This window comes from Pseudomonas sp. JAI120, from assembly GCF_014207255.1.
Taxonomy (GTDB): Bacteria; Pseudomonadota; Gammaproteobacteria; order Pseudomonadales; family Pseudomonadaceae; genus Aquipseudomonas.
In genome coordinates, this window is the sequence record NZ_JACHCZ010000001.1 from 1,293,378 (window position 1) to 1,313,889 (window position 20,512).

Consider the following 20,512-nt stretch of genomic DNA (forward strand, 5'->3'; position numbering starts at 1 on the left):
GCTATCGGGGGCAAGCCCCCTCCGACATTTTGATCTCCACTTGTGGGTATTTCGCCGTTCATTTGCCGAGCAGGTGGCTCATGGCGGTCTTGAGTTTCATTGGGCGTACCGGCTTGTGCATCAAGGTGTGCCCCAACTCACGAATCTGCAGCTTCAACTCGTTGCTGTAGTTGGCGGTGATCATCAGTGCCGGTATCGCGCGGCCGCGGCGTCCATTGATGCGGGCGACGGCGTCGACGCCGTTCTGGTCGTCGTCGAGGTGGTAGTCGGCGATCAGCAAGTCGGCTTCGGCATGGTAGTTGTCCACCTGCCGTGCCAGGTCTTGCTCCGACAACGCCGTGATCACCTGGCAGCCCCAGCCTTCCAGCAAGGTGCGCATGCCCGCGCAGATCGCCGCGTCGTTATCCAGCACCCACACCCGTGCGCCTTGCAGGCGTTCGAGCATCGGCTCGCTCATGGCCAGCATTGGCAGCGACTTGGGCGCCGTGGCGCTCAACGGCACCTCCACCGAGAACATCGAGCCCTTGCCCGGCCAGGATTTGACGCTGATGCGATGACCCAGGATCCCGGCGATCTTTTCCACAATCGCCAGCCCCAGGCCCAACCCACGGTCCTGGTCGGGCCGCTGCACATCGCCGCGCTTGAACTCCTGGAAAATCTCCTCCAACCGCTCCTCGGCGATGCCCATGCCGCTGTCCCATACCTGGATCAACAAACGCTGATGCTGACGGCGACAGCCCAGCACCACACGGCCCTTGTAGGTGTAGCGAATCGCGTTGCTCAACAGGTTGCGCAGAATCCGCGCCAGCAACTGAATATCGCTGCGCACCAGCGCCGAACAGCCGACAAAATGCAATTCCAGGCCCTCGCTGCGGGCCAATTCGGTGTACTCGGCGGCCAGGTTGTCGAGCAGTTCACTCAGGGCAAACGGCGCGATGTCGGCCTTGATCACCCCGGCATCCAGCTTGGAGATATCCACCAGGGTGCCCAGCAGGTTTTCCACGTCTTCCAGGGAGTTGCTCACGTTGCGCACCAACGTTTCGCTGGGCCGCTCCAGCAGCGCGCTGGTAAACAGGCGCGCCGCATTCAAAGGTTGCAGCAGGTCATGGCTGACGGCGGCGAGGAATTTGGTTTTCGACAGGTTGGCCTGCTCGGCCTCGAGCTTGGCTTCACGCAGGCGCGCCTCCACGCGGCGGCGCTCGTCGATCTCCTGCAATAACTGGTCGTTGAGCGCGGTCAGTTCCGAGGTGCGCTGGGCCACGCGTTGCTCCAGGTGCTGATAGGCCTGGTGCAGGGCTTCGGCGGTGCGGCGGCGTTCGGTGATGTCGCGGATCAGCACGAAGATCCCCACCACTTCACCGCTGGCCAGCATGTTCGGCACATAGGAACGCAGCATGTAGCGCTCCTGGTTATTGATGTTGGTCTCGGCGAATTCAAAGGTCACGCTCTCCCCCGCCAGGGCGCGGGCGACGTAGGCATCCAGGCGCTGGCAGTGCTGCTCGCTGTGGACTTCGCGCAGGCTCTGGCCGAGCATCATGCCGCGCGGCCAGCAATACCATTCTTCATAGACTTTGTTGGTGAACTCGTAGACCAGGTCGGCATTCAGGTAGCCGATCAGGGCCGGGACGTTATCGGTGATCAGGCGAATCCAGCGTTCGCTTTCCTGGGCCTTTTGCGCGGCCGCCTGTTCGCCGCGCAGGGTTTCGGCGCGCAGCCGCGCGTTGATCAGCAAATGGTTGCTGGCCTTGAGTTCGGCCATCGCCTGGTTCAGCGCGTCGGTGCGTTCGCGCACTTGTTCGGCCAGCACCACCGAATGCTGAAAGGTGGTGTAAGGGTTATTGCCCTGGACCATGCCGGACTCGATGCGCTCGATCAGCGCCGCGTTGATCCGCGCCAGCTTGTGGTTGTCCTGTTGCAGCTGGGCAACCTGGGCGAGCAGTTCAGCGCCGACCTCGGGCAATGGCGACTCCAGTGAAGGTCTGGTTGATATGCATGCCATTGAACTGTTCTCCGTAGGTGTTGAAGCCCATCACCCGCTGGTCACGCAGGAAACCGCCGATCTGTTCCAGATTGTCGCTGTCTTCCAACTCCAGGCGGCGCAGGAAGCAGTCGCAGCCGATGGTCAACAGCAGGTCGCCCAGGCGCGCTTGCAGGCCGTCGAACAGGGTTTGCAGGTTTGGCAGGATCGGCCCGGGTTTCATCACGGTGAGGACGATGCCGTTTTCCACCGCGCAGTAGAAACTCAGGCTCAGGTCGTCGTGCACTTGCTGGATCGCCCGCACGTAGTACTGGTCGTGGATGCGCACTGCCAACGGGTGCGCCGCGAAGACGCGGTGATCGAGGTCGGCCACGGCCACGCCGATATGCCGCGCGTACTCTTCGGCGGCGGGTTCGGCGTTGAGCTCGAAGACCCGGCGCGACGGACTGTCGGCGCCGGTCACCACCAGTTTTTCGCTGCGCGGCAGGATGTGGTGGGTGGTGAACACCTCGAAATCCAGCCAGGTATTGACCAGCACCACCACCGCCGCGCCGCTGTGGAAGGCGCCGTTGAAGTACACGTGGGTGTGGGTGAGGAAGTTGTCGTCACCGGCCGAACCGCCGAAATGCGGAATGTCGCCGAGCGCCGCGCTGAGGGCGGCGAGCACCACCTCTTCACGGCTGGACAGGCCATCGAGCAGGGTCAGAGCGAAGGTGTTGCCCTTGATCGGCGCCAGGGTATTGCTGCGGCAACCGCCGACCAGACGTTCAACCATCTGCTGGGCGTCGATCAGGCTGAAGTGTTCCACCTGGTCGATCAGCTCCGTGGCGATGGAAAAGTGCGCGTGGTTAAAGCCCATTGCCGTCACGCAATTGCGGCCGTAGCCCTGGGGCGTGATCTCGCCGGCGCTGGTGCAGCCCACTACGCGCACGTTGCCGAAACATTCTTGCAGGGCGTGGCCCAGGGCCTGCAGGTCGTAGGAGGCCGAGCAGAAAAACAGCACGAAGCCCAGGTACGGATGCAACAGTTGCCGCGCCAACTCCTCGGCGGCCTGCCCGGCATCGGTGGCCTGGGACATGGCACTGACTACGCCTTCACTGTTATGCATCGTTACCTCCCCCTCTGAGGCATGAGTGTACGAAGGGCGGAGGGTGGGACCTATGCTACTTGGGTACTGGGTGGGGGGATGCGATGGGATGAATCGCTCAAAAACAAGGGAGATTCAAATGTGGGAGGGCATTTCAGGTTCAAAGCACGGCGTTGACCAGCATGCCAATCGCCACCAGCACACACAGGCTGGCAAACCCCACCTGCAAGGTGCGTGCGGCAATCACCGAGCACAGGCGTCGGCCGATCAGCATGCCGACGATACTCGCCGCGATGAACACCCAGCCCACGGGTTCGATGCGCACCCCGGCATGGAACGCGCCGGCCACGCCGATCAGCGAAATCAGGCTGATCACCATCAGCGACGTGGCGACGATGCCACGCATCTGCACGTCGGTGAGTTGCTTGAACGCCGGCACGATCAAAAAGCCGCCGCCCACCCCGAGCAAACCCGAGACCGCCCCCGTCACCGCGCCCAGTGCGGCCAGGGTGGCGCTGCATTTGGCGGTCCAGGCCAGGCGCCCGGTCTGTTGATTGAGCATGCAGTTCTTCTGGCCCCAGGACGCCGCGCCATGGTCACTCGGCCCGGCCTCGAGCTTTTCGCGCTGCAACATGCGCCAGGCCACCAGCACCATCAACACACTGAACAGCCCCATCAGCACCGGCTCCGGCAACTGGTGGGCGAGAAACACCCCCAGCGGCGAAAACAGCGCGCCGAGCAAAGCGATCAACAGCGCGGCGCGGTAACGCACCAGGCCGTGGCGTAACCCGTCAATCGCCCCGACGGCCGCTGCCGCGCCCACCGCCAGCAACGACACCGGCGCGGCCTGGGTCATCGTCAAGCCCAACCCCAGCACCAACGCCGGCACCCCGAGGATGCCGCCGCCCGCGCCGGTCAGGCCCATGACCAGGCCCATCAACATCCCCAACACACTGGCCAGCAGCATTTAATCCACCTTGCTCAGACGGGTCAGCCACTCGCGGCCCTTGAGCATGCCGTTCCAGTAGAACCACGGCAGCCAGGTCGCCTTGAGAAACCACATCGAACGGCGCGCCCGGGTCGGGTCGAGGGGAAAGGTCGGCAGCAACTTGCCGCCGTAGCCGAACTCGGCCAATACCACCTTGCCCTTCTCCACCGTCAGCGGGCACGAGCCATAGCCGTCGTACTTGAGCGGCAGCGGCGCCTGTCTGCGCAGGGCCAGCAGGTTTTCGGCGACCACCACGATTTGCTTGCGCACGGCGGCGGCGGTCTTGGCGTTGCTGGTGCCGCACACATCGCCCAGGCCGAATATCTGCGGATAGCGCAGGTGCTGCAGGCTGTGGGGGTTCACCTCGCACCAGCCGGCAGCGTCGGCCAGCGGGCTTTGGCGGATAAACTCCGGGGCAACTTGCGGCGGCACCACGTGCAGCAGGTCGAAGGATTTTTCCTCGAGCGTGACGTTGCCCTCGGCATCCTTCACCTCGAACCAGGCCTTGCGCGCCGGGCCGTCGACCTTGACCAGGTTGGCGTTGAACGCCAGGCGCGCGTTGTATTTCTCCACGTATTTCATCAACGGCGGCACAAAGGTCGCCACGCCGAACAGCGCCGCGCCGGCCAGGTTGAACTCGACGTCGATGTGTTTAAGGTCGCCCTGCCTGAGCCAGTGATCGCAGGACAGGTACATGGCCTTTTGCGGCGCACCCGCGCATTTGATCGGCATGGCCGGCTGGGTAAAGATCGCCTTGCCGCCCTTGAGTTGCTGCACCAGTTGCCAGGTGTAGGCGGCGCTTTCGTAGCTGTAATTGGAGGTGACGCCGTGCTGGCCAAGGGTCTCTTCCAGGCCTTCGACCTTCTCCCAGGCAAGGCGCTGGCCCGGGCAGACGATCAGGTTGTTCCAGCTGACGCGCTGGCCGCTGTCGAGCACCAGGGTGCGCTCTTCCGGCAACAGTTCGGTGACGGCGGCCTGCACCCAGGTGACGCCATTGGGCAGCACATCGGCCAGGGGGCGTCGGGTCTTTTTCAGGTCGTAGGCACCGCCGCCGACCAGGGTCCAGGCCGGCTGGTAGCAGTGATGGTCGCTGGGTTCGATGAGGGTGATGTTCAGGTCGGGGTCGCGCTTGAGCAGGCTGGCCAGCAGGCCGATGCCTGCCGAACCGCCGCCGATGACGACGATATCGCCACTGATGGTTGGCCCCCAGTGTTGGTCGGTCATGGTCTATTGCCTTTTATCGTCAATGCACACAAGGGTCGCTGCCGTATGGCGTCACGCCCAGCGATGGGTCGATGCTTTGCCTCGAATCGTTTTTTTGCCTTAAGCTCGCAAGCCTATGTGGAAAACATCTCGAATGTAACCCGCAATTCGCTACCAAGGACCGCCGCCAATGCCAGCGTTGATTCAAGCCTTTCTGGACGAGGCATCGTCGACCTACACCTATGTCCTGCATGAGGGCGATGATGGCCCCTGCGCCATTGTCGACTCGGTGCTCAACTACGATCCGGCATCAGGGCGCACCGACACCCGTCAGGCGGACAAAGTGATTGCCTATGTGCGCGAACATCGTCTGCAAGTGCAATGGCTGCTGGAGACCCACGCCCATGCCGACCACCTGTCGGCAGCGCCGTACCTGCGCCGCACCCTGGGCGGCAAGATCGCCATCGGCCAAAGCATCAGCAAGGTGCAGGACGTATTCAAGAATCTTTTCAACCTGGAGCCGGAATTTCGCGTCGATGGCTCGCAGTTCGACCACCTGTTTGCGCCGGATGAAATCTTCCACATCGGCACCATCAAGGCCCAGGCCCTGCACGTGCCGGGGCATACCCCGGCGGACATGGCCTACTTGATCGACGACCGCCTCATCCTGGTCGGCGACACCCTGTTCATGCCCGATGTCGGCACCGCTCGCTGCGACTTCCCCGGCGGCGATGCGCGGCAGTTGTATGCGTCGATGCGCAAGCTCTTGGCCTTTGCCCCCGATACCCAACTGTACGTGTGCCACGACTACCCGCCCGAAGGTCGTGAGGCCAAATGCCTGACTACGGTGGCCGAACAGCGGGAGGGAAATATCCATGTGCATGACGGGGTGGATGAAGCGACGTTCGTGGCGATGCGCACCCAACGCGATGCCGGGCTGGGGATGCCCACGCTGTTGTTGCCGGCGATCCAGGTGAATGTGCGAGCGGGGAATATGCCGCCGGCGGAAGAGAATGGGGTTACTTACTTGAAGATACCCCTCAACCAACTCTGAGATGCGGGAACAATGTGGGAGGGGACCTGCCCCCTCCCACATTGGTAATCTGTTGCATCAGCTACCGAGGCTGATGCCATTGGCAGGCAACGGCAACGCTGTTTTGTAGCGCACTTGCTTGAGGGCAAAGCTGGAACGAATATTCGCCACCCCCGGCACCTTGGTCAAAAAGTCCATCATGAACCGCTCCAGCGACTGGATCGTCGGCACCAACACCCGGATCAAATAGTCCGGATCGCCAGCCATCAAATAGCACTCCATCACCTCGGGCCGGTCGGAAATCGCGCCTTCGAACTGCTGCAACGCCAACTCGTTCTGTTTTTCCAGGCTCACATGGATAAACACGTTGACGTGCAGCCCCAGCAAATCGGCGTCGAGCAGGGTGACCTGCTCGCGAATCAGGCCCAGTTCTTCCATCGCCTTGACCCGGTTGAAACAGGGTGTAGGCGACAGGTTGACCGAGCGGGCCAGGTCGGCGTTGGTGATCCGCGCATTCTCCTGAAGGGCGTTGAGAATGCCGATATCGGTACGGTCCAGTTTGCGCATGAGACAAAATCACCTGTTTATTATGTTTATGCAGGTTTTTTATCCGCAATTGATCGCGGGCGCAACGAAACAGAGATAAATATTCTTCTACGCCACGCCTATGATTGTTGTAGGACAAGATTTCTCTTACCCGGAGACTGACTGTCAGCTAGCGCGCCCACTACAAGAAATTCACAAGATCGAGCGTAGAAAGCCATGAATCAGCCGTATACCCCACTGCGCCTGCACGTTCCCGAACCGTCGGGTCGCCCAGGCTGCAAGACCGACTTTGCCTACCTGCGCCTGACCGACGCAGGCACCGTGCGCAAACCCGCCATCGACGTAGAACCCGCCGACACCGCCGACCTGGCCAAGGGCCTGATCCGCGTGCTCGACGACCAGGGCCAGGCCCTGGGCCCGTGGGCTGAAGGGGTTCCGGTAGAGATCCTGCGCAAAGGCATGCGCGCCATGCTCAAGACGCGGATCTTCGACAACCGCATGGTGGTCGCCCAGCGTCAGAAAAAAATGTCGTTCTACATGCAAAGCCTTGGCGAAGAAGCCATCGGCAGCGCCCAGGCCCTGGCCTTGAACATCGACGACATGTGCTTCCCCACCTACCGCCAGCAAAGCATCCTGATGGCCCGCGACGTGCCGCTGGTGGACCTGATCTGTCAGTTGCTGTCCAACGAGCGCGACCCGCTCAAGGGCCGTCAGCTGCCGATCATGTATTCGGTCAAGGATGCAGGCTTCTTCACCATTTCCGGCAACCTCGCCACCCAATTCGTACAGGGTGTGGGCTGGGGCATGGCCTCGGCGATCAAGGGCGATACCAAGATCGCCTCGGCCTGGATCGGCGACGGCGCCACCGCCGAATCCGACTTCCACACCGCCCTCACCTTTGCCCACGTGTACCGCGCGCCGGTGATTCTCAACGTGGTCAACAACCAGTGGGCGATTTCCACCTTCCAGGCCATCGCCGGTGGTGAAGCCACCACCTTCGCCGGACGCGGCGTCGGCTGCGGCATCGCCTCCCTGCGTGTGGACGGCAACGACTTTATCGCGGTGTACGCCGCCTCCGCCTGGGCCGCCGAACGTGCGCGCCGCAACCTCGGCCCAACCCTGATCGAATGGGTCACCTACCGCGCCGGTCCGCACTCCACCTCGGACGATCCGTCCAAATACCGTCCCGCCGACGACTGGAGCCACTTCCCGTTGGGCGACCCGATTGCCCGCCTCAAGCAGCACCTGATCAGGATTGACCAGTGGTCCGAAGAGGAACACACGGCGGTCAGTGCCGAACTGGAAGCCGAGGTGATCGCCGCGCAGAAACAAGCCGAACAGTACGGCACCCTGGCCGGTGGTCAGATTCCAAGCGCCGCGACCATGTTCGAAGACGTCTATAAAGAGATGCCGGAGCACTTGAAGCGCCAGCGTCAAGAGTTGGGGATCTGACATGAACGATCACAACAACAGCATCGAATTGGAAACCGCCATGACCACCACCACCATGACCATGATCCAGGCCCTGCGCTCGGCCATGGATGTGATGCTTGAACGTGATGACAACGTGGTGGTGTTCGGCCAGGACGTCGGTTACTTCGGCGGTGTGTTCCGTTGCACCGAAGGCTTGCAGACCAAGTACGGCAGCTCGCGGGTGTTCGACGCACCGATCTCCGAGAGCGGCATTATCGGCGTGGCCGTGGGCATGGGTGCCTATGGCCTGCGCCCGGTCGCCGAGATCCAGTTCGCCGACTACGTCTACCCCGCCACCGACCAGATCATCTCCGAAGCGGCGCGCCTGCGTTATCGCTCGGCCGGCCAGTTCACTGCACCGCTGACCATGCGCATGCCCTGCGGCGGCGGCATCTACGGCGGCCAGACCCACAGCCAGAGCATCGAAGCGGTGTTCACCCAGGTCTGCGGCTTGCGCACGGTGATGCCGTCCAATCCCTATGACGCCAAGGGCCTGCTGATCGCCTCGATCGAAAACGATGACCCGGTGATCTTCCTCGAGCCCAAACGCCTGTACAACGGCCCGTTCGACGGCCACCACGACCGCCCGGTAACGCCGTGGTCGAAACACCCGCAGGCGCAAGTGCCGGACGGTTACTACACCGTGCCGCTGGACGTGGCCGCCATCGTGCGTCCGGGCTCGGCCGTCACTGTGCTGACCTACGGCACCACCGTGTATGTGTCGCAGGTCGCCGCCGAAGAAACCGGCATCGACGCCGAAGTCATCGACCTGCGCAGCCTGTGGCCGCTGGACCTGGAAACCATCGTCAAATCCGTGAAGAAGACCGGCCGTTGCGTGGTGGTGCACGAAGCCACCCGCACCTGCGGCTTTGGTGCCGAATTGGTGGCGCTGGTGCAGGAGCATTGCTTCCACCACCTGGAAGCGCCGATCGAACGCGTCACCGGTTGGGACACCCCCTACCCGCACGCGCAGGAGTGGGCGTATTTCCCAGGCCCGTCCCGAGTGGGCGCGGCGTTGAAACGGGTCATGGAGGTCTGAATGGGCACGCACGTTATCAAGATGCCGGACATTGGCGAAGGCATCGCGGAAGTTGAACTGTCGCAGTGGCATGTGAAGGTCGGCGACCTGGTCGTTGAAGACCAGGTGTTGGCGGATGTGATGACCGACAAGGCGATGGTGGACATTCCCTCGCCGGTCCATGGCAAGGTGATTTCCCTCGGCGGCGAGCCGGGTGAAGTCATGGCAGTGGGCAGTATTCTGATCAGCATTGAAGTGGAAGGTGCGGGCAACGCCAAGGAGGCGCCCGTGGTGGCGGAGCCGGTGAAAGCGGCTGCCGTTGTCGAGGCCAAGCCGGCACCGGTGGTTGAAAGCCAGCCCGCGCCGGTCGTGACCGCACAGGCCCCTGTGGCCCGCGATGTCGACGAACGCCCCCTGGCCTCCCCCGCCGTGCGCAAGCACGCGCTGGATGCCGGGATTCAACTGCGTCTGGTACAGGGCTCCGGCCCCGCCGGGCGGATCCTGCACGAAGACCTTGACGCCTACCTGCAACAAGGGCCGTCAAAAGCTTCGACGACAGCCAACCCTTACGCCGAACGCAACGACGAAGAACAGATCCCGGTCATCGGCATGCGCCGCAAGATCGCCCAGCGTATGCAGGAAGCCACCCGGCGTGCCGCGCATTTCAGCTATGTGGAAGAGATCGACGTCACCGCCCTCGACGAGCTGCGCGTGCACCTCAATGAGAAGCACGGCGCCACGCGCGGCAAGCTGACGTTGCTGCCGTTTATCGTGCGCGCCATGGTCGTGGCGTTGCGGGATTTCCCGCAGATCAACGCACGTTACGACGACGAAGCCCAGGTCATCACCCGCCTCGGCGCGGTGCATGTGGGCGTCGCCACTCAGAGCGACGTGGGCCTGATGGTGCCGGTGGTGCGTCACGCCGAGGCACGCAGCCTGTGGGGCAACGCCGAGGAAATCGCGCGCTTGGCCAGCGCCGCGCGCAATGGCAAGGCCAGTCGCGATGAACTGTCGGGATCGACCATTACCCTGACCAGCCTGGGCGCCCTGGGCGGTATCGTCAGCACCCCGGTGCTGAACCTGCCGGAGGTGGCCATCGTTGGCGTCAACCGTATCGTTGAGCGGCCGATGGTGATCAAGGGCCAGATCGTGATTCGCAAAATGATGAACCTCTCCAGCTCCTTCGATCACCGCGTGGTCGATGGCATGGACGCGGCGCAATTCATCCAGGCCATTCGCGGCCTGCTCGAACAACCCGCCAGCCTGTTCCTGGAGTAAGGGCATGACTCAGACATTGCATACCACGCTGCTGATTATCGGCGGCGGCCCTGGCGGTTATGTGGCCGCCATTCGTGCCGGCCAACTGGGCATCCCGACGATCCTGGTGGAAGGCCAGGCGTTGGGCGGCACCTGCCTGAACATCGGCTGCATTCCGTCCAAGGCCTTGATTCACGTAGCCGAGCAGTTCCAGCAAACCGTGCACCACAGCCAAGGTTCCCAACTGGGAATCGAGGTGGATGTGCCGACCCTGGACATCCGCAAAAGCGTGGAATGGAAAGACGGCATCGTCGACCGCCTGACCACGGGCGTCGCTGCACTGCTTAAAAAGCACAAAGTGCAGGTGATCCACGGCTGGGCCACGGTGGTGGACGGCAAGACCGTCGACGTCGGCGACCAGCGCATCCAGTGCGAACATCTGCTGCTGGCCACCGGTTCGACAAGCGTCAACCTGCCGATGCTGCCGATTGGCGGGCCGATCATCTCCTCCACCGAAGCCCTGGCGCCGACCCGCGTGCCCAAGCGCCTGATTGTGGTGGGCGGCGGCTACATCGGCCTGGAGTTGGGGATTGCCTACCGCAAGCTCGGCGCCGAGGTCAGTGTGGTCGAGGCGCAGGACCGCATCCTGCCGGCCTACGACGCCGAGCTGACGCAACCGGTGAACGAATCGCTCAAGCAGTTGGGCGTGAAGCTGTACCTCAAGCACAGCGTCACCGGTTTCGAGCACAACAGCCTGCAGGTGCGCGACCCGAATGGCGACACGTTGTCGCTGGCGACGGACCAGGTGCTGGTGGCCGTTGGTCGTAAACCCAATACCCAGGGCTGGAACCTCGAAGCGCTGAACCTGGAGATGAACGGCGCGGCGATCAAGATCGACAGCCGCTGCCAGACCAGCATGCGCAATGTGTATGCCATCGGCGACCTGAGCGGCGAGCCGATGCTGGCGCACCGGGCCATGGCCCAGGGCGAAATGGTTGCCGAACTGATCAGCGGTCAACACCGCGAATTCAACCCGGCCGCGATCCCGGCGGTATGCTTTACCGACCCGGAACTGGTGGTGGTCGGCAAGACGCCCGATGATGCCAAGGCCGCCGGCCTGGACTGCATCGTGTCGAGTTTCCCGTTTGCCGCCAACGGCCGCGCGATGACCCTGGAGTCGAAAACCGGCTTCGTACGGGTGGTGGCACGCCGCGACAATCATCTGATTGTCGGCTGGCAAGCGGTCGGCGCCGGCGTGTCCGAGCTGTCCACCGCCTTCGGCCTGAGCCTGGAAATGGGCGCACGCCTGGAAGACGTGGCCGGCACCATCCACGCCCATCCGACGCTCGGCGAAGCGGTGCAGGAAGCTGCGCTCAGGGCGCTGGGGCATGCGCTGCACCTGTAAATAAACACCCCCCTGCAGGAGCGAGCTTGCTCGCGAAGAACCTGAGGGCGCCGCGTTCATTCTGGTTTCACGCGTTATCGTTGACGATTTTCGCGAGCAAGCTCGCTCCTGCAAGGGACGCGGGGGATGCGAACGGGCCTGCGAATGAAGTATTGTTGCGCCCATTCAGAAAAAAACCGACTTGACCAAAGATAGAGGGTGTCATGGGTAACGAAAGCATCAATTGGGACAAGCTGGGTTTTGACTACATCAAGACCGACAAGCGGTTTCTCCAAGTCTGGAAAAACGGCGAATGGCAAGCCGGCACCCTGACCGACGACAACGTGCTGCACATCAGCGAGGGCTCTACTGCCCTGCACTACGGCCAGCAGTGCTTCGAAGGCCTCAAGGCCTACCGCTGCAAGGACGGTTCGATCAACCTGTTCCGTCCGGACCAGAACGCCGCGCGCATGCAGCGCAGCTGCGCCCGCCTGCTGATGCCGCACGTCCCGACCGACGCGTTCATCGACGCATGCAAACAAGTGGTCAAGGCCAACGAGCGGTTCATCCCGCCGTACGGCAGCGGCGGCGCGCTGTACCTGCGCCCGTTCGTGATCGGCACCGGTGACAACATCGGCGTGCGTACCGCGCCGGAGTTCATCTTCTCGGTGTTCTGCATCCCGGTTGGCGCCTACTTCAAGGGCGGCCTGGTGCCACACAACTTCCAGATCTCCACCTTCGACCGCGCCGCGCCACAGGGCACCGGTGCCGCCAAGGTCGGTGGCAACTACGCCGCCAGCCTGATGCCGGGCTCGGAAGCGAAGAAATCCGGTTTCGCCGATGCGATCTACCTGGACCCGATGACCCACTCGAAAATCGAAGAAGTCGGCTCGGCCAACTTCTTCGGGATCACCCACGACAACAAGTTCATCACACCGAAGTCGCCTTCGGTGCTGCCAGGCATCACCCGCCTGTCGCTGATCGAACTGGCCCAGACCCGCCTGGGCCTGGAAGTGGTCGAAGGCGAAGTGTTCATCGACAAGCTGGATCAGTTCAAGGAAGCCGGCGCCTGCGGCACTGCCGCGGTGATCTCGCCGATCGGCGGTATCCAGTACAACGGCCAACTGCATGTGTTCCACAGCGAGACCGAAGTCGGCCCGATCACCCAGAAGCTCTACAAAGAGCTGACCGGCGTGCAGACCGGCGACGTCGAAGCGCCAGCGGGTTGGATCGTAAAAGTCTAAACCCGCAACACCGCACATCAAATGTGGGAGAGGGCTTGCCCCCTCCCACATTTGTTTTGCAGTGTTCTTAGGATTGAGTCGGAATATTCTCGGCAACCTTCTTGCCCATGCTGATCCTCGCCTCCACCCCATACCCCAGCGCCTCGTAGAACCCCGCCACCGCCTCATTGCCACTGGTGATCTGCAGATTGATCTTCATGCAGCCCAGGGCCGTCAATGCCTGTTCCGCATGCCGCACCAGCGAGGAACCCAGGCCATGACGCCGATAGTCGGGGTGAACGGCCACCGAATACAGCCAACCGCGATGGCCGTCGTAGCCGGCAAGAATCGTCCCGATCACGGTTTTCTTGTCCGTCGCCACAAAAAACAGCCCGTCATTGACCGCCAGTTTCTTATCGATCGCCAAGGTCGGCAGGTTATGCGCCGTGTCATAACCAAAAGCCTCCTGCCATAACGCCACCACTTGCGCCCGGTGCTGACGGTCGCGGTACGGCCCGATGGGATGGCGCGACAACAGCGCCTTTTCCATCACCAGCGTGCGCTCATTGCCGTGGTAGACATCGCGTACCGTGTGAAACCCCAGTTTGGTGTAGAACGGCTCGGCGGTCAGCGAAGACGGCACACTCAGCGTCGTCACCCCCGCTTCCCGCGCGCGCAGTTCGATTTCAATCATCAGCAACCGGCCAACGCCCTGCCCTTGCGCCGCCGGATTGACGAATACCGAGCGCACCACATTGGTATCCAGGGCCGCCGTGGCGACGATCACCCGGTCCTGGACCGCCACCAGCACCACACGCCGCTTGAGCAGCTCCAGCACCGCGTCCGGCGTGAAGTTGCTGGCCACCCGGGCAATCACATCCGCCGGATAATCCCGCGCATTGCTGCTGTGCAAGGCCGCCAGGATGACCTGGCTGATCCCTTCGGCATCGGCGGATTGGGCGAGACGTACGACGGTAGACATGATTCCTCCTGGCTGAGACAGCTATGGCAAATACCACAATACCCTCTCCCGCCTTTTGATCCCATTACAGACCTCACAGCCGATTCGGCTGCATCACCCACCTTTTCAGCTTTACCCGCTGGGCGCGCCCCTTGTTTCAGCCGGGATTCATCGGCCCGAACGCAGACAATAGCCCGGCTGCCCACGCTTGCTGCGCCGAGCTACGCACAGCAGAAAACGCTCGCCGCGTTCACCGCAGCCCCTCTCGAACAACAAGGAGCCTCTCCATGACCCGCTACATCGACGTCAACGACCTCAGCTATCTGGTCGCGCAAAAAGGCTTGCAAACCTGCATCATCGAAATGGCCGAGTACATTCGCGCCGACTACCTGCGCTGGCAGGATTTCGAGAAGTGCGCACGCCTGGCCAATCACTCCCCGGAGGGTGTGATCGAACTGATGCCGGTGTCCGACGCCTCGCTGTATGCCTTCAAGTACGTCAATGGCCACCCGAAAAACACGCTGGCGGGCATGCTCACGGTCATGGCATTCGGCGCCCTGGGCGATGTGGACACCGGCAAACCGTTGCTGCTGGCCGAAATGACCCTGACCACCGCCATCCGCACTGCCGCCACCTCGGCACTGGTGGCGCGCTACCTGGCCCGTGACAACAGCCGCAGCATGGCGTTGATCGGCAACGGCTCCCAGAGTGAGTTCCAGGCCCTGGCCTTCCACGCGATGCTCGGCATCGACGAGATTCGCCTGTTCGATATCGACACCAAGGCCACCGCCAAGCTCGCAGCCAACCTCAAAGCGTTCCCGGCGATCAAGGTGATCCTCGCCGCCAGCGTGGCAGACGCCGTGAAAGGCGCGGATATCGTCACCACCGTTACCGCCGACAAAGCCTACGCCACCATTCTGACCGACGAGATGATTGAGCCGGGCATGCACCTCAACGCCGTGGGCGGCGACTGCCCGGGCAAAACCGAACTGGACCGACGCATCGTCGAGCGCGCCCGTGTGATCGTCGAGTACGAACCCCAAAGCCGCATCGAAGGTGAGATCCAGCACATGCCGCACGACTCACCAGTGACCGAACTGTGGCAGGTGATCAACGGCCAGCTCCCTGGCCGCGAACACGCGCAACAGATCACGCTGTTCGACTCAGTCGGGTTTGCCATCGAGGACTATTCGGCCCTTCGTTATGTGTTGGATGCAGCCAAGGCACTGGACCTGGGCAGCGACTTGGAACTGGTGCCCGTGTTGGACGACCCCAAGGACCTATTTGCCCGCCTGACCCAGCAGCCTGCCGCGCAACAGAAGAAACGCGCCTGACACGTGCAGGCCCAGTGGCAAAGTCATGCAGACGTTGGCCAGGGAAGGCCGTACCATACTTGTCACGCAACCGTTGAACGCGTGCTCACCCTTCTTCCCAACCGTTTGAAGTGAACCCCATGGATACCAAGGCCAACGGACCCCACTCCGCCCCTGCGCTGGATCGCATCGATGAGGCGATCATCGAAGTGCTGCGCCATCAGGGGCGTATCACCTACGAAAAGCTCTCGTCACTGGTGCACCTCACCCCCAGGCCCTGCCTGGAGCGGGTGCGCAAGCTGGAGCGACGCGGGGTGATTCGTGGGTATGGGGCAATCATCGATGTGCAGATGGTCTCGCCAGGGCTGTCGCTGCTGGTGCTGGTGGCCTTGTCCAACCAGAGCGGGCGCTCGGCGCAAAAGGCCTTCGAAGCGTGTATGAAGGCCTGCCCCCAGGTGTTCGAATGCCAGCTGATCAGCGGGCCGTTCGACTACAGCCTGCGCATGCGCTGCCGGGATATGGAGCACTACCGGGTGGTATCGGAGATCTGGCTGAACAACGATGAGTTGCACATCGATAAGTTGGTGGCGCATCCGGAGTTGGCGGTGGTGAAGAATACCGCCGTCGAACTGGCCTGAGCCCCACTCGCCAAGCCAATGAGGATCGAATGTGGGAGCAAGTCGAATCGTCGCACCGCCCCTCCCACATTTTTAACCATGCCCGCTTAAGATTTTCTTACCTTGGCGCGCCCCCACCAGCTTCGCCTGCCCATCCTTCTGCTTCCCTGTACGCGCCTCGCTGATCAACGCCGGGATCAACTTGCCCTCCGGCAGATTCTTCCAGAACCGGCTCGGCAAGTGCCCTTCCATCACTTTGGGGTTCAACCGCGCCGGGTTGAAGATGTGGCTGTAGTACGTCAGCCACATCGCGCTGTGGGGATCCTCGACGTTCTGCGCCAGCTGCCGCCACGCCTCGGGGCACTCACGCTGGTGGAGTAACTGCTCGCCGTCGTAGTACACCCCGTCCAACGGCGTGGCGATCATCCAGCGATGGCGCCCCATGCGCCCGACAAAATGCTGGCTGGCCGACTTGAGAATGTCATGGGCCGGTTCATGCCAGGCCACGTACTCCGGCAGCTCAGGCCCCGCCCCTGCCGGCAAGGCGATAAAGCGCACAAACGCATGCAGGTGATGGGCCTCGCGACTCACCTGCTTGATGCGCCGCTGCAACTCACTGCCGAGCTTATCCCCCGCCAGCATCGCGGTGCGGTCGCCATGGCTGACGCGCCACAACACCTCATACAACAGACTCCAACGCTGATCACCTTGGTAGCAGGCGGCCGACTCCAGCAATTCCAGCAGCGCCTTGGGAATTCGCGCCTGGAACGGCCCCAAGCCTTCGGGGATCGGCTCATCGGTGGCAAACAGGTCCGCCGCCTGCACCTCGCCCCAGCTCACCTGGCTCGGGTCGACCTGATGGCTGAGCAGCCAGCGCGCCTGTTCGCGCCAGGTGCTGAAAAGGTTGTCGCATTCGAGGCTGATCATCCCCACAACCCCATCTGCTGCGGCTGCGGGCGGTCACGCAGTTGTTCGCGCAGCAGCACGCTGGTGCTGTCGGCCTGTTGCGGGTGGTAGTCACTGGTGATGAAAAACGGCTTGGCCTTGGCCAGCACGCAACGCATGCGTGCCAGGTCTTCAAAGCGGATCTTGCGTTCGCGGCGCAGGTCCACCAGGCGCTGGGTGGTGCGCAGGCCGATCCCTGGGATGCGGGCGATCAAGGTCGGCTCGGCGCGGTTCAGGTCCAGGGGGAACACCTCGCGGTGTTCCAGGGCCCAGGCCAGCTTGGGATCAATGTCCAGGGCCAGGTGGCCAGGGCCTTCAAAGAGTTCGTTGGCGCTGAAGCCGTAGCTGCGCAGCAGGAAGTCGGCCTGGTACAAGCGATGCTCGCGCATCAACGGCGGCGCGGCCAGGGGTACGCTTTTCGGGCTGTTGGGGATGGGGCTGAAGGCCGAGTAGTACACGCGGCGCAGCTTGAAGTTGCCATACAGCGCCTCGGCACTGTGGAGGATGGTGCTGTCGTCGGTCTCGTCGGCGCCGACGATCATCTGGGTGCTCTGACCCGCCGGGGCGAAACGCGGCGCGCGGGGTTCGTTCAGGACCGTCTGCTCGCCGGTATAGATGGTCTGCATGGCCTGCTTGATCGAGACGATCTGTTTTTCCGGCGCCAGGGTTTGCAGGCTGGCATCGGTGGGCAGTTCGATATTCACGCTGAGGCGGTCGGCGTAGCGCCCGGCCTCGGCAATCAGCGCCGGGTCGGCTTCGGGGATGGTCTTGAGGTGGATGTAACCGCGAAAGTCATGCTCTTCGCGCAGCAGTTTGGCCACCCGCACCAACTGCTCCATGGTGTAGTCGGCCGAACGAATGATGCCCGAGCTGAGGAACAGCCCGCTGACGCAGTTGCGCTTGTAGAAATCCAGGGTCAGGGTGACCACCTCCTCCGGGCTGAAGCGTGCGCGGGGCACGTCGCTGGAGCGGCGGTTGACGCAGTATTGGCAGTCGTAGAGACAGAAGTTCGTGAGCAGTACCTTGAGCAAAGATACGCAGCGACCGTCCGGCGTGTAGCTGTGGCAGATGCCCATGCCATCGGTTGAGCCCAGCCCCGCCTTGCCTTCCGAACTGCGCTTGGGCGCGCCACTGCTGGCGCAGGAGGCGTCGTACTTGGCGGCGTCGGCGAGGATGCTGAGTTTTTCGATCAACTGCATGGAAGGCTACCGATACTGGTTTTTTGTACAGTATCAGCCAGCCCCCCGTGTCACAAGTGCAGCTTGTCAGCTGGCGGTGGCGAGGAGCAGATCCTGCACCGAACGCGCCTTGCCGCGGCTACGGTCGTTTTCAAACAGCGACGCCGCAATCTCATCCGCGCGAATCGGCAGTACCGACAGCAGCGTATCGCTCAAGCCATGGCTGGCCTGGCTGAAGCCCTGGATGTAGATGCCGGCCTTGCAGCGCTCATCGGTGACGATGCGGTAGTCGCGCGCCACTTCAAAATCACCCAGATACTCCTCCAGCGGCGCCAGCAGTGCGCGATGCGTCTCGCGCTCGTAGCCGGTGGCAAGGATCACCGCGTCGTAATGGTTGACGCTGGTTTCGCCGTTGGCGTTGTTGCGCAGGGCCAGTTCGATGCCCAGGGGGCCGGGGGTGACCTTCTCGACCACGGTCATGGTGCGGAAGGCCTGGCGGGCGATGCCGGAGACTTTCTGGCGGTAGAAAATCCCGTAGATGCGCTCAATCAGGTCGAGGTCGACCACCGAATAGTTGGTGTTCTGGTACTCGGCGACCAGGCGCTCGCGCTCGGCACCGACTTGCTGGAACACCAGGTCGGTAAAGGCCGGCGAGAACACTTCGTTGACGAACGGGCTGTCATCGGCCGGCTTGAGTGCCGAACCGCGCAGGATCATGTCGACCTGCACCGAGGGGAAGGTGTCGTTCAGGTCGATAAAGGCTTCGGCCGCACTCTGGCCACCGCCGATGATTGCGACGCGCATCGCCTTGCCGTCCACGCAAGGCTGGGTGGCCATGCGCTCCAGGTACTGGGAATGGTGGAACACCCGGCTGTCGCCCTTGAGGGCCTTGAACGCTTCGGGAATACGCGGTGTGCCGCCGGCGCTGACCACCACCGAACGGGTGGTACGCACATGCTGCTCGCCCAGCGCATCGCGGGAAATCACGCGCAGCGCCTCCACCTGCTGCTGGTGCAGGATCGGCTCGATGGCCAGCACTTCCTCGCCGTAGCGGGCCTGGGCCTGGAACTGCCCGGCAACCCAGCGCAGGTAGTCGTTGTACTCCATGCGGCACGGGTAGAAGGTGCCCAGGTTGATGAAGTCCACCAGGCGGTCATGGGCTTTCAGGTAATTGACGAAGGAGTACGGGCTGGTGGGGTTGCGTAGGGTCACCAGGTCCTTGAGGAACGAAATCTGCAATTCGCTCTGGGTCACCAGGGTATTGCCGTGCCAGCGATAGTCGGCCTGTTTGTCGAGAAACAGCACGTCCAGTTTGCCCTGCGCCTTTTCGCGCTCCTGCAGGGCGATGGCCAGCGCCAGGTTCGAAGGGCCAAAACCGATACCGATCAGGTCGTGAACCGCGGGCGAAGCAATTGCCTGTGTCATTCCAGTGTCCTCTGGATAAGCCCCTTGGCGGTGGGGCGGGAATACCTTCGAGACCTGCACAACAGGTCATGTGTTGATAGGAAACGAGGACAATGAAATAAAATTTACCTGATCAGTGATCAGTGCGCGTCCCACTCGCGTATCCGCACCCGGCAGTGCTTCATGGCATTGACAATGTGTTTTTCCACCAGGGTGCGGGAAATACCCAGGCGCTCGGCGATTTGCAGGTGGCTCAGGCCCTCGAGTTTGCGCAGCAGGAAGCTGTCGCGACAGGCCGCCGGCAGCTCGGCCAGGGCGCGTTCGAGCATAGCCAGGCGTTGGCCGTAGTCGTGGGTGGCATGGGGCGAACCGGCGGCGAAGCGCTCCTCGCTGTCGAGTACATCCAGGGGTTCGACCTGGCGCAAGGCGTTACGCCGGTGTCCATCGATCACCAGGTTCAGCGCGGTGCGATACAAAAACGCACGGGGCTGTTCGATGGGCGTCTCGCTGGAACGTTCCAGCACCCGGACATAAGCGTCATGCACCACATCCTCGGCCACCTGGCGGTTGCCCAGCTTGGCGTTGAGGAAGCACACCAGCTCGCGATAGTAGTTTTCCAACATGACTCCTGGCCCCCGGGCGGCGGCATTAGGTCCGGCAGGAGCGAGCTTGCTCGCGAAGTACCTCAACGATAACGCGGGAAACCAGAGTGAACGCGGCGTCCTTGAGCTCTTCGCGAGCAAGCTCGCTCCTACAACAAATACAGGCCATTCAGTAATGGCAGTTTGGGTAGGTGCAATTTATAGTAATTCTCATCTACTTTTAAACAAGACTTGCATCTACAGGCCGATTTTTTTCTGCACACGACCTGTAACCGCTTATGTATCAGCCTAAATCTTTGGGC

The 20,512-nt window shown here is 62.5% G+C and carries 18 protein-coding genes; 8 read left to right on the forward strand and 10 right to left on the reverse strand.

Annotation, left to right across the window (positions count from 1 at the left end; genetic code table 11):
- Positions 1-58: 58 nt before the first annotated feature.
- The 4 genes from HDC32_RS05940 to HDC32_RS05955 all read right to left on the reverse strand — a co-directional run bounded on the left by HDC32_RS05940 (position 59) and on the right by HDC32_RS05955 (position 5,277).
- Positions 59-1,999 (reverse strand): PAS domain-containing hybrid sensor histidine kinase/response regulator, encoded by a 1,941-nt coding sequence (locus HDC32_RS05940; protein ID WP_131698172.1) that lies wholly within the window; start codon positions 1,997-1,999, stop codon positions 59-61.
- Entirely contained in the window at positions 1,941-3,086 is a 1,146-nt protein-coding gene (gene nosP / locus HDC32_RS05945) for a nitric oxide-sensing protein NosP (protein WP_131698173.1), read from the reverse strand. Before nosP ends, HDC32_RS05940 begins: the two co-directional genes overlap by 59 nt.
- A 139-nt stretch (positions 3,087-3,225) precedes the next feature.
- Positions 3,226-4,032, reverse strand: a complete 807-nt coding sequence (locus HDC32_RS05950) for a sulfite exporter TauE/SafE family protein (RefSeq protein WP_145336178.1) — start codon at positions 4,030-4,032, stop codon at positions 3,226-3,228.
- Complete coding sequence (locus HDC32_RS05955; protein ID WP_184742916.1) at positions 4,033-5,277, reverse strand: FAD/NAD(P)-binding oxidoreductase; 1,245 nt, start codon at positions 5,275-5,277, stop codon at positions 4,033-4,035. It lies immediately after the preceding gene.
- 169 nt (positions 5,278-5,446) lie between these two features.
- Between HDC32_RS05955 and HDC32_RS05960 the strand changes: the two genes are divergently transcribed.
- On the forward strand, positions 5,447-6,310 hold the full coding sequence (locus tag HDC32_RS05960) for an MBL fold metallo-hydrolase (RefSeq protein WP_184742919.1): 864 nt from the start codon (positions 5,447-5,449) through the stop codon (positions 6,308-6,310).
- Between the two features lie 57 nt (positions 6,311-6,367).
- On the opposite strand, the gene bkdR is transcribed toward HDC32_RS05960, so the two are convergent.
- Positions 6,368-6,856 (reverse strand): Bkd operon transcriptional regulator BkdR, encoded by a 489-nt coding sequence (gene bkdR, locus HDC32_RS05965; RefSeq protein WP_003174877.1) that lies wholly within the window; start codon positions 6,854-6,856, stop codon positions 6,368-6,370.
- A gap of 195 nt (positions 6,857-7,051) precedes the next feature.
- Here bkdR and HDC32_RS05970 point away from each other — a divergent pair, with 195 nt between their 5' ends.
- From HDC32_RS05970 to HDC32_RS05990, 5 genes are all read left to right on the forward strand, one after another.
- Complete coding sequence (locus tag HDC32_RS05970; RefSeq protein WP_184742923.1) at positions 7,052-8,287, forward strand: 3-methyl-2-oxobutanoate dehydrogenase (2-methylpropanoyl-transferring) subunit alpha; 1,236 nt, start codon at positions 7,052-7,054, stop codon at positions 8,285-8,287.
- Position 8,288: 1 nt separating this feature from the next.
- Positions 8,289-9,347, forward strand: a complete 1,059-nt coding sequence (locus HDC32_RS05975) for an alpha-ketoacid dehydrogenase subunit beta (RefSeq protein WP_032888135.1) — start codon at positions 8,289-8,291, stop codon at positions 9,345-9,347.
- The gene (locus tag HDC32_RS05980; RefSeq protein ID WP_184742925.1) at positions 9,348-10,604 is read left to right on the forward strand and encodes a dihydrolipoamide acetyltransferase family protein; all 1,257 of its coding nucleotides are present in this window, start codon (positions 9,348-9,350) and stop codon (positions 10,602-10,604) included.
- A 4-nt stretch (positions 10,605-10,608) separates the two neighbouring features.
- Positions 10,609-11,988 (forward strand): dihydrolipoyl dehydrogenase, encoded by a 1,380-nt coding sequence (lpdA, locus tag HDC32_RS05985; protein ID WP_131698179.1) that lies wholly within the window; start codon positions 10,609-10,611, stop codon positions 11,986-11,988.
- Between the two features lie 203 nt (positions 11,989-12,191).
- Positions 12,192-13,211 carry a branched-chain amino acid aminotransferase gene (locus HDC32_RS05990; RefSeq protein WP_131698180.1) on the forward strand — a complete coding sequence of 340 codons (1,020 nt, stop codon included), beginning with the start codon at positions 12,192-12,194 and terminating at the stop codon, positions 13,209-13,211.
- Positions 13,212-13,278: 67 nt separating this feature from the next.
- Here the strand turns inward: HDC32_RS05990 and HDC32_RS05995 are convergent, their stop codons facing one another.
- On the reverse strand, positions 13,279-14,172 hold the full coding sequence (locus tag HDC32_RS05995) for a GNAT family acetyltransferase (RefSeq protein ID WP_184742927.1): 894 nt from the start codon (positions 14,170-14,172) through the stop codon (positions 13,279-13,281).
- Positions 14,173-14,438: 266 nt separating this feature from the next.
- Between HDC32_RS05995 and HDC32_RS06000 the strand changes: the two genes are divergently transcribed.
- Positions 14,439-15,485: an ornithine cyclodeaminase gene (locus HDC32_RS06000; RefSeq protein ID WP_131698182.1), complete on the forward strand. Its 1,047-nt coding sequence runs from the start codon at positions 14,439-14,441 to the stop codon at positions 15,483-15,485.
- 119 nt (positions 15,486-15,604) lie between these two features.
- Positions 15,605-16,102 (forward strand): Lrp/AsnC family transcriptional regulator, encoded by a 498-nt coding sequence (locus HDC32_RS06005; protein WP_131698183.1) that lies wholly within the window; start codon positions 15,605-15,607, stop codon positions 16,100-16,102.
- A 72-nt stretch (positions 16,103-16,174) separates the two neighbouring features.
- Here the strand turns inward: HDC32_RS06005 and HDC32_RS06010 are convergent, their stop codons facing one another.
- The 4 genes from HDC32_RS06010 to HDC32_RS06025 all read right to left on the reverse strand — a co-directional run bounded on the left by HDC32_RS06010 (position 16,175) and on the right by HDC32_RS06025 (position 20,231).
- The gene (locus HDC32_RS06010; RefSeq protein WP_131698184.1) at positions 16,175-17,008 is read right to left on the reverse strand and encodes a TIGR03915 family putative DNA repair protein; all 834 of its coding nucleotides are present in this window, start codon (positions 17,006-17,008) and stop codon (positions 16,175-16,177) included.
- Positions 17,005-18,225 carry a putative DNA modification/repair radical SAM protein gene (locus HDC32_RS06015; protein ID WP_027606175.1) on the reverse strand — a complete coding sequence of 407 codons (1,221 nt, stop codon included), beginning with the start codon at positions 18,223-18,225 and terminating at the stop codon, positions 17,005-17,007. Before HDC32_RS06015 ends, HDC32_RS06010 begins: the two co-directional genes overlap by 4 nt.
- A 66-nt stretch (positions 18,226-18,291) precedes the next feature.
- Complete coding sequence (locus tag HDC32_RS06020) at positions 18,292-19,629, reverse strand: lysine N(6)-hydroxylase/L-ornithine N(5)-oxygenase family protein (RefSeq protein WP_184742930.1); 1,338 nt, start codon at positions 19,627-19,629, stop codon at positions 18,292-18,294.
- Positions 19,630-19,748: 119 nt separating this feature from the next.
- Positions 19,749-20,231 (reverse strand): sigma-70 family RNA polymerase sigma factor, encoded by a 483-nt coding sequence (locus HDC32_RS06025; protein WP_131698186.1) that lies wholly within the window; start codon positions 20,229-20,231, stop codon positions 19,749-19,751.
- Between the last annotated feature and the right edge of the window lie 281 nt (positions 20,232-20,512).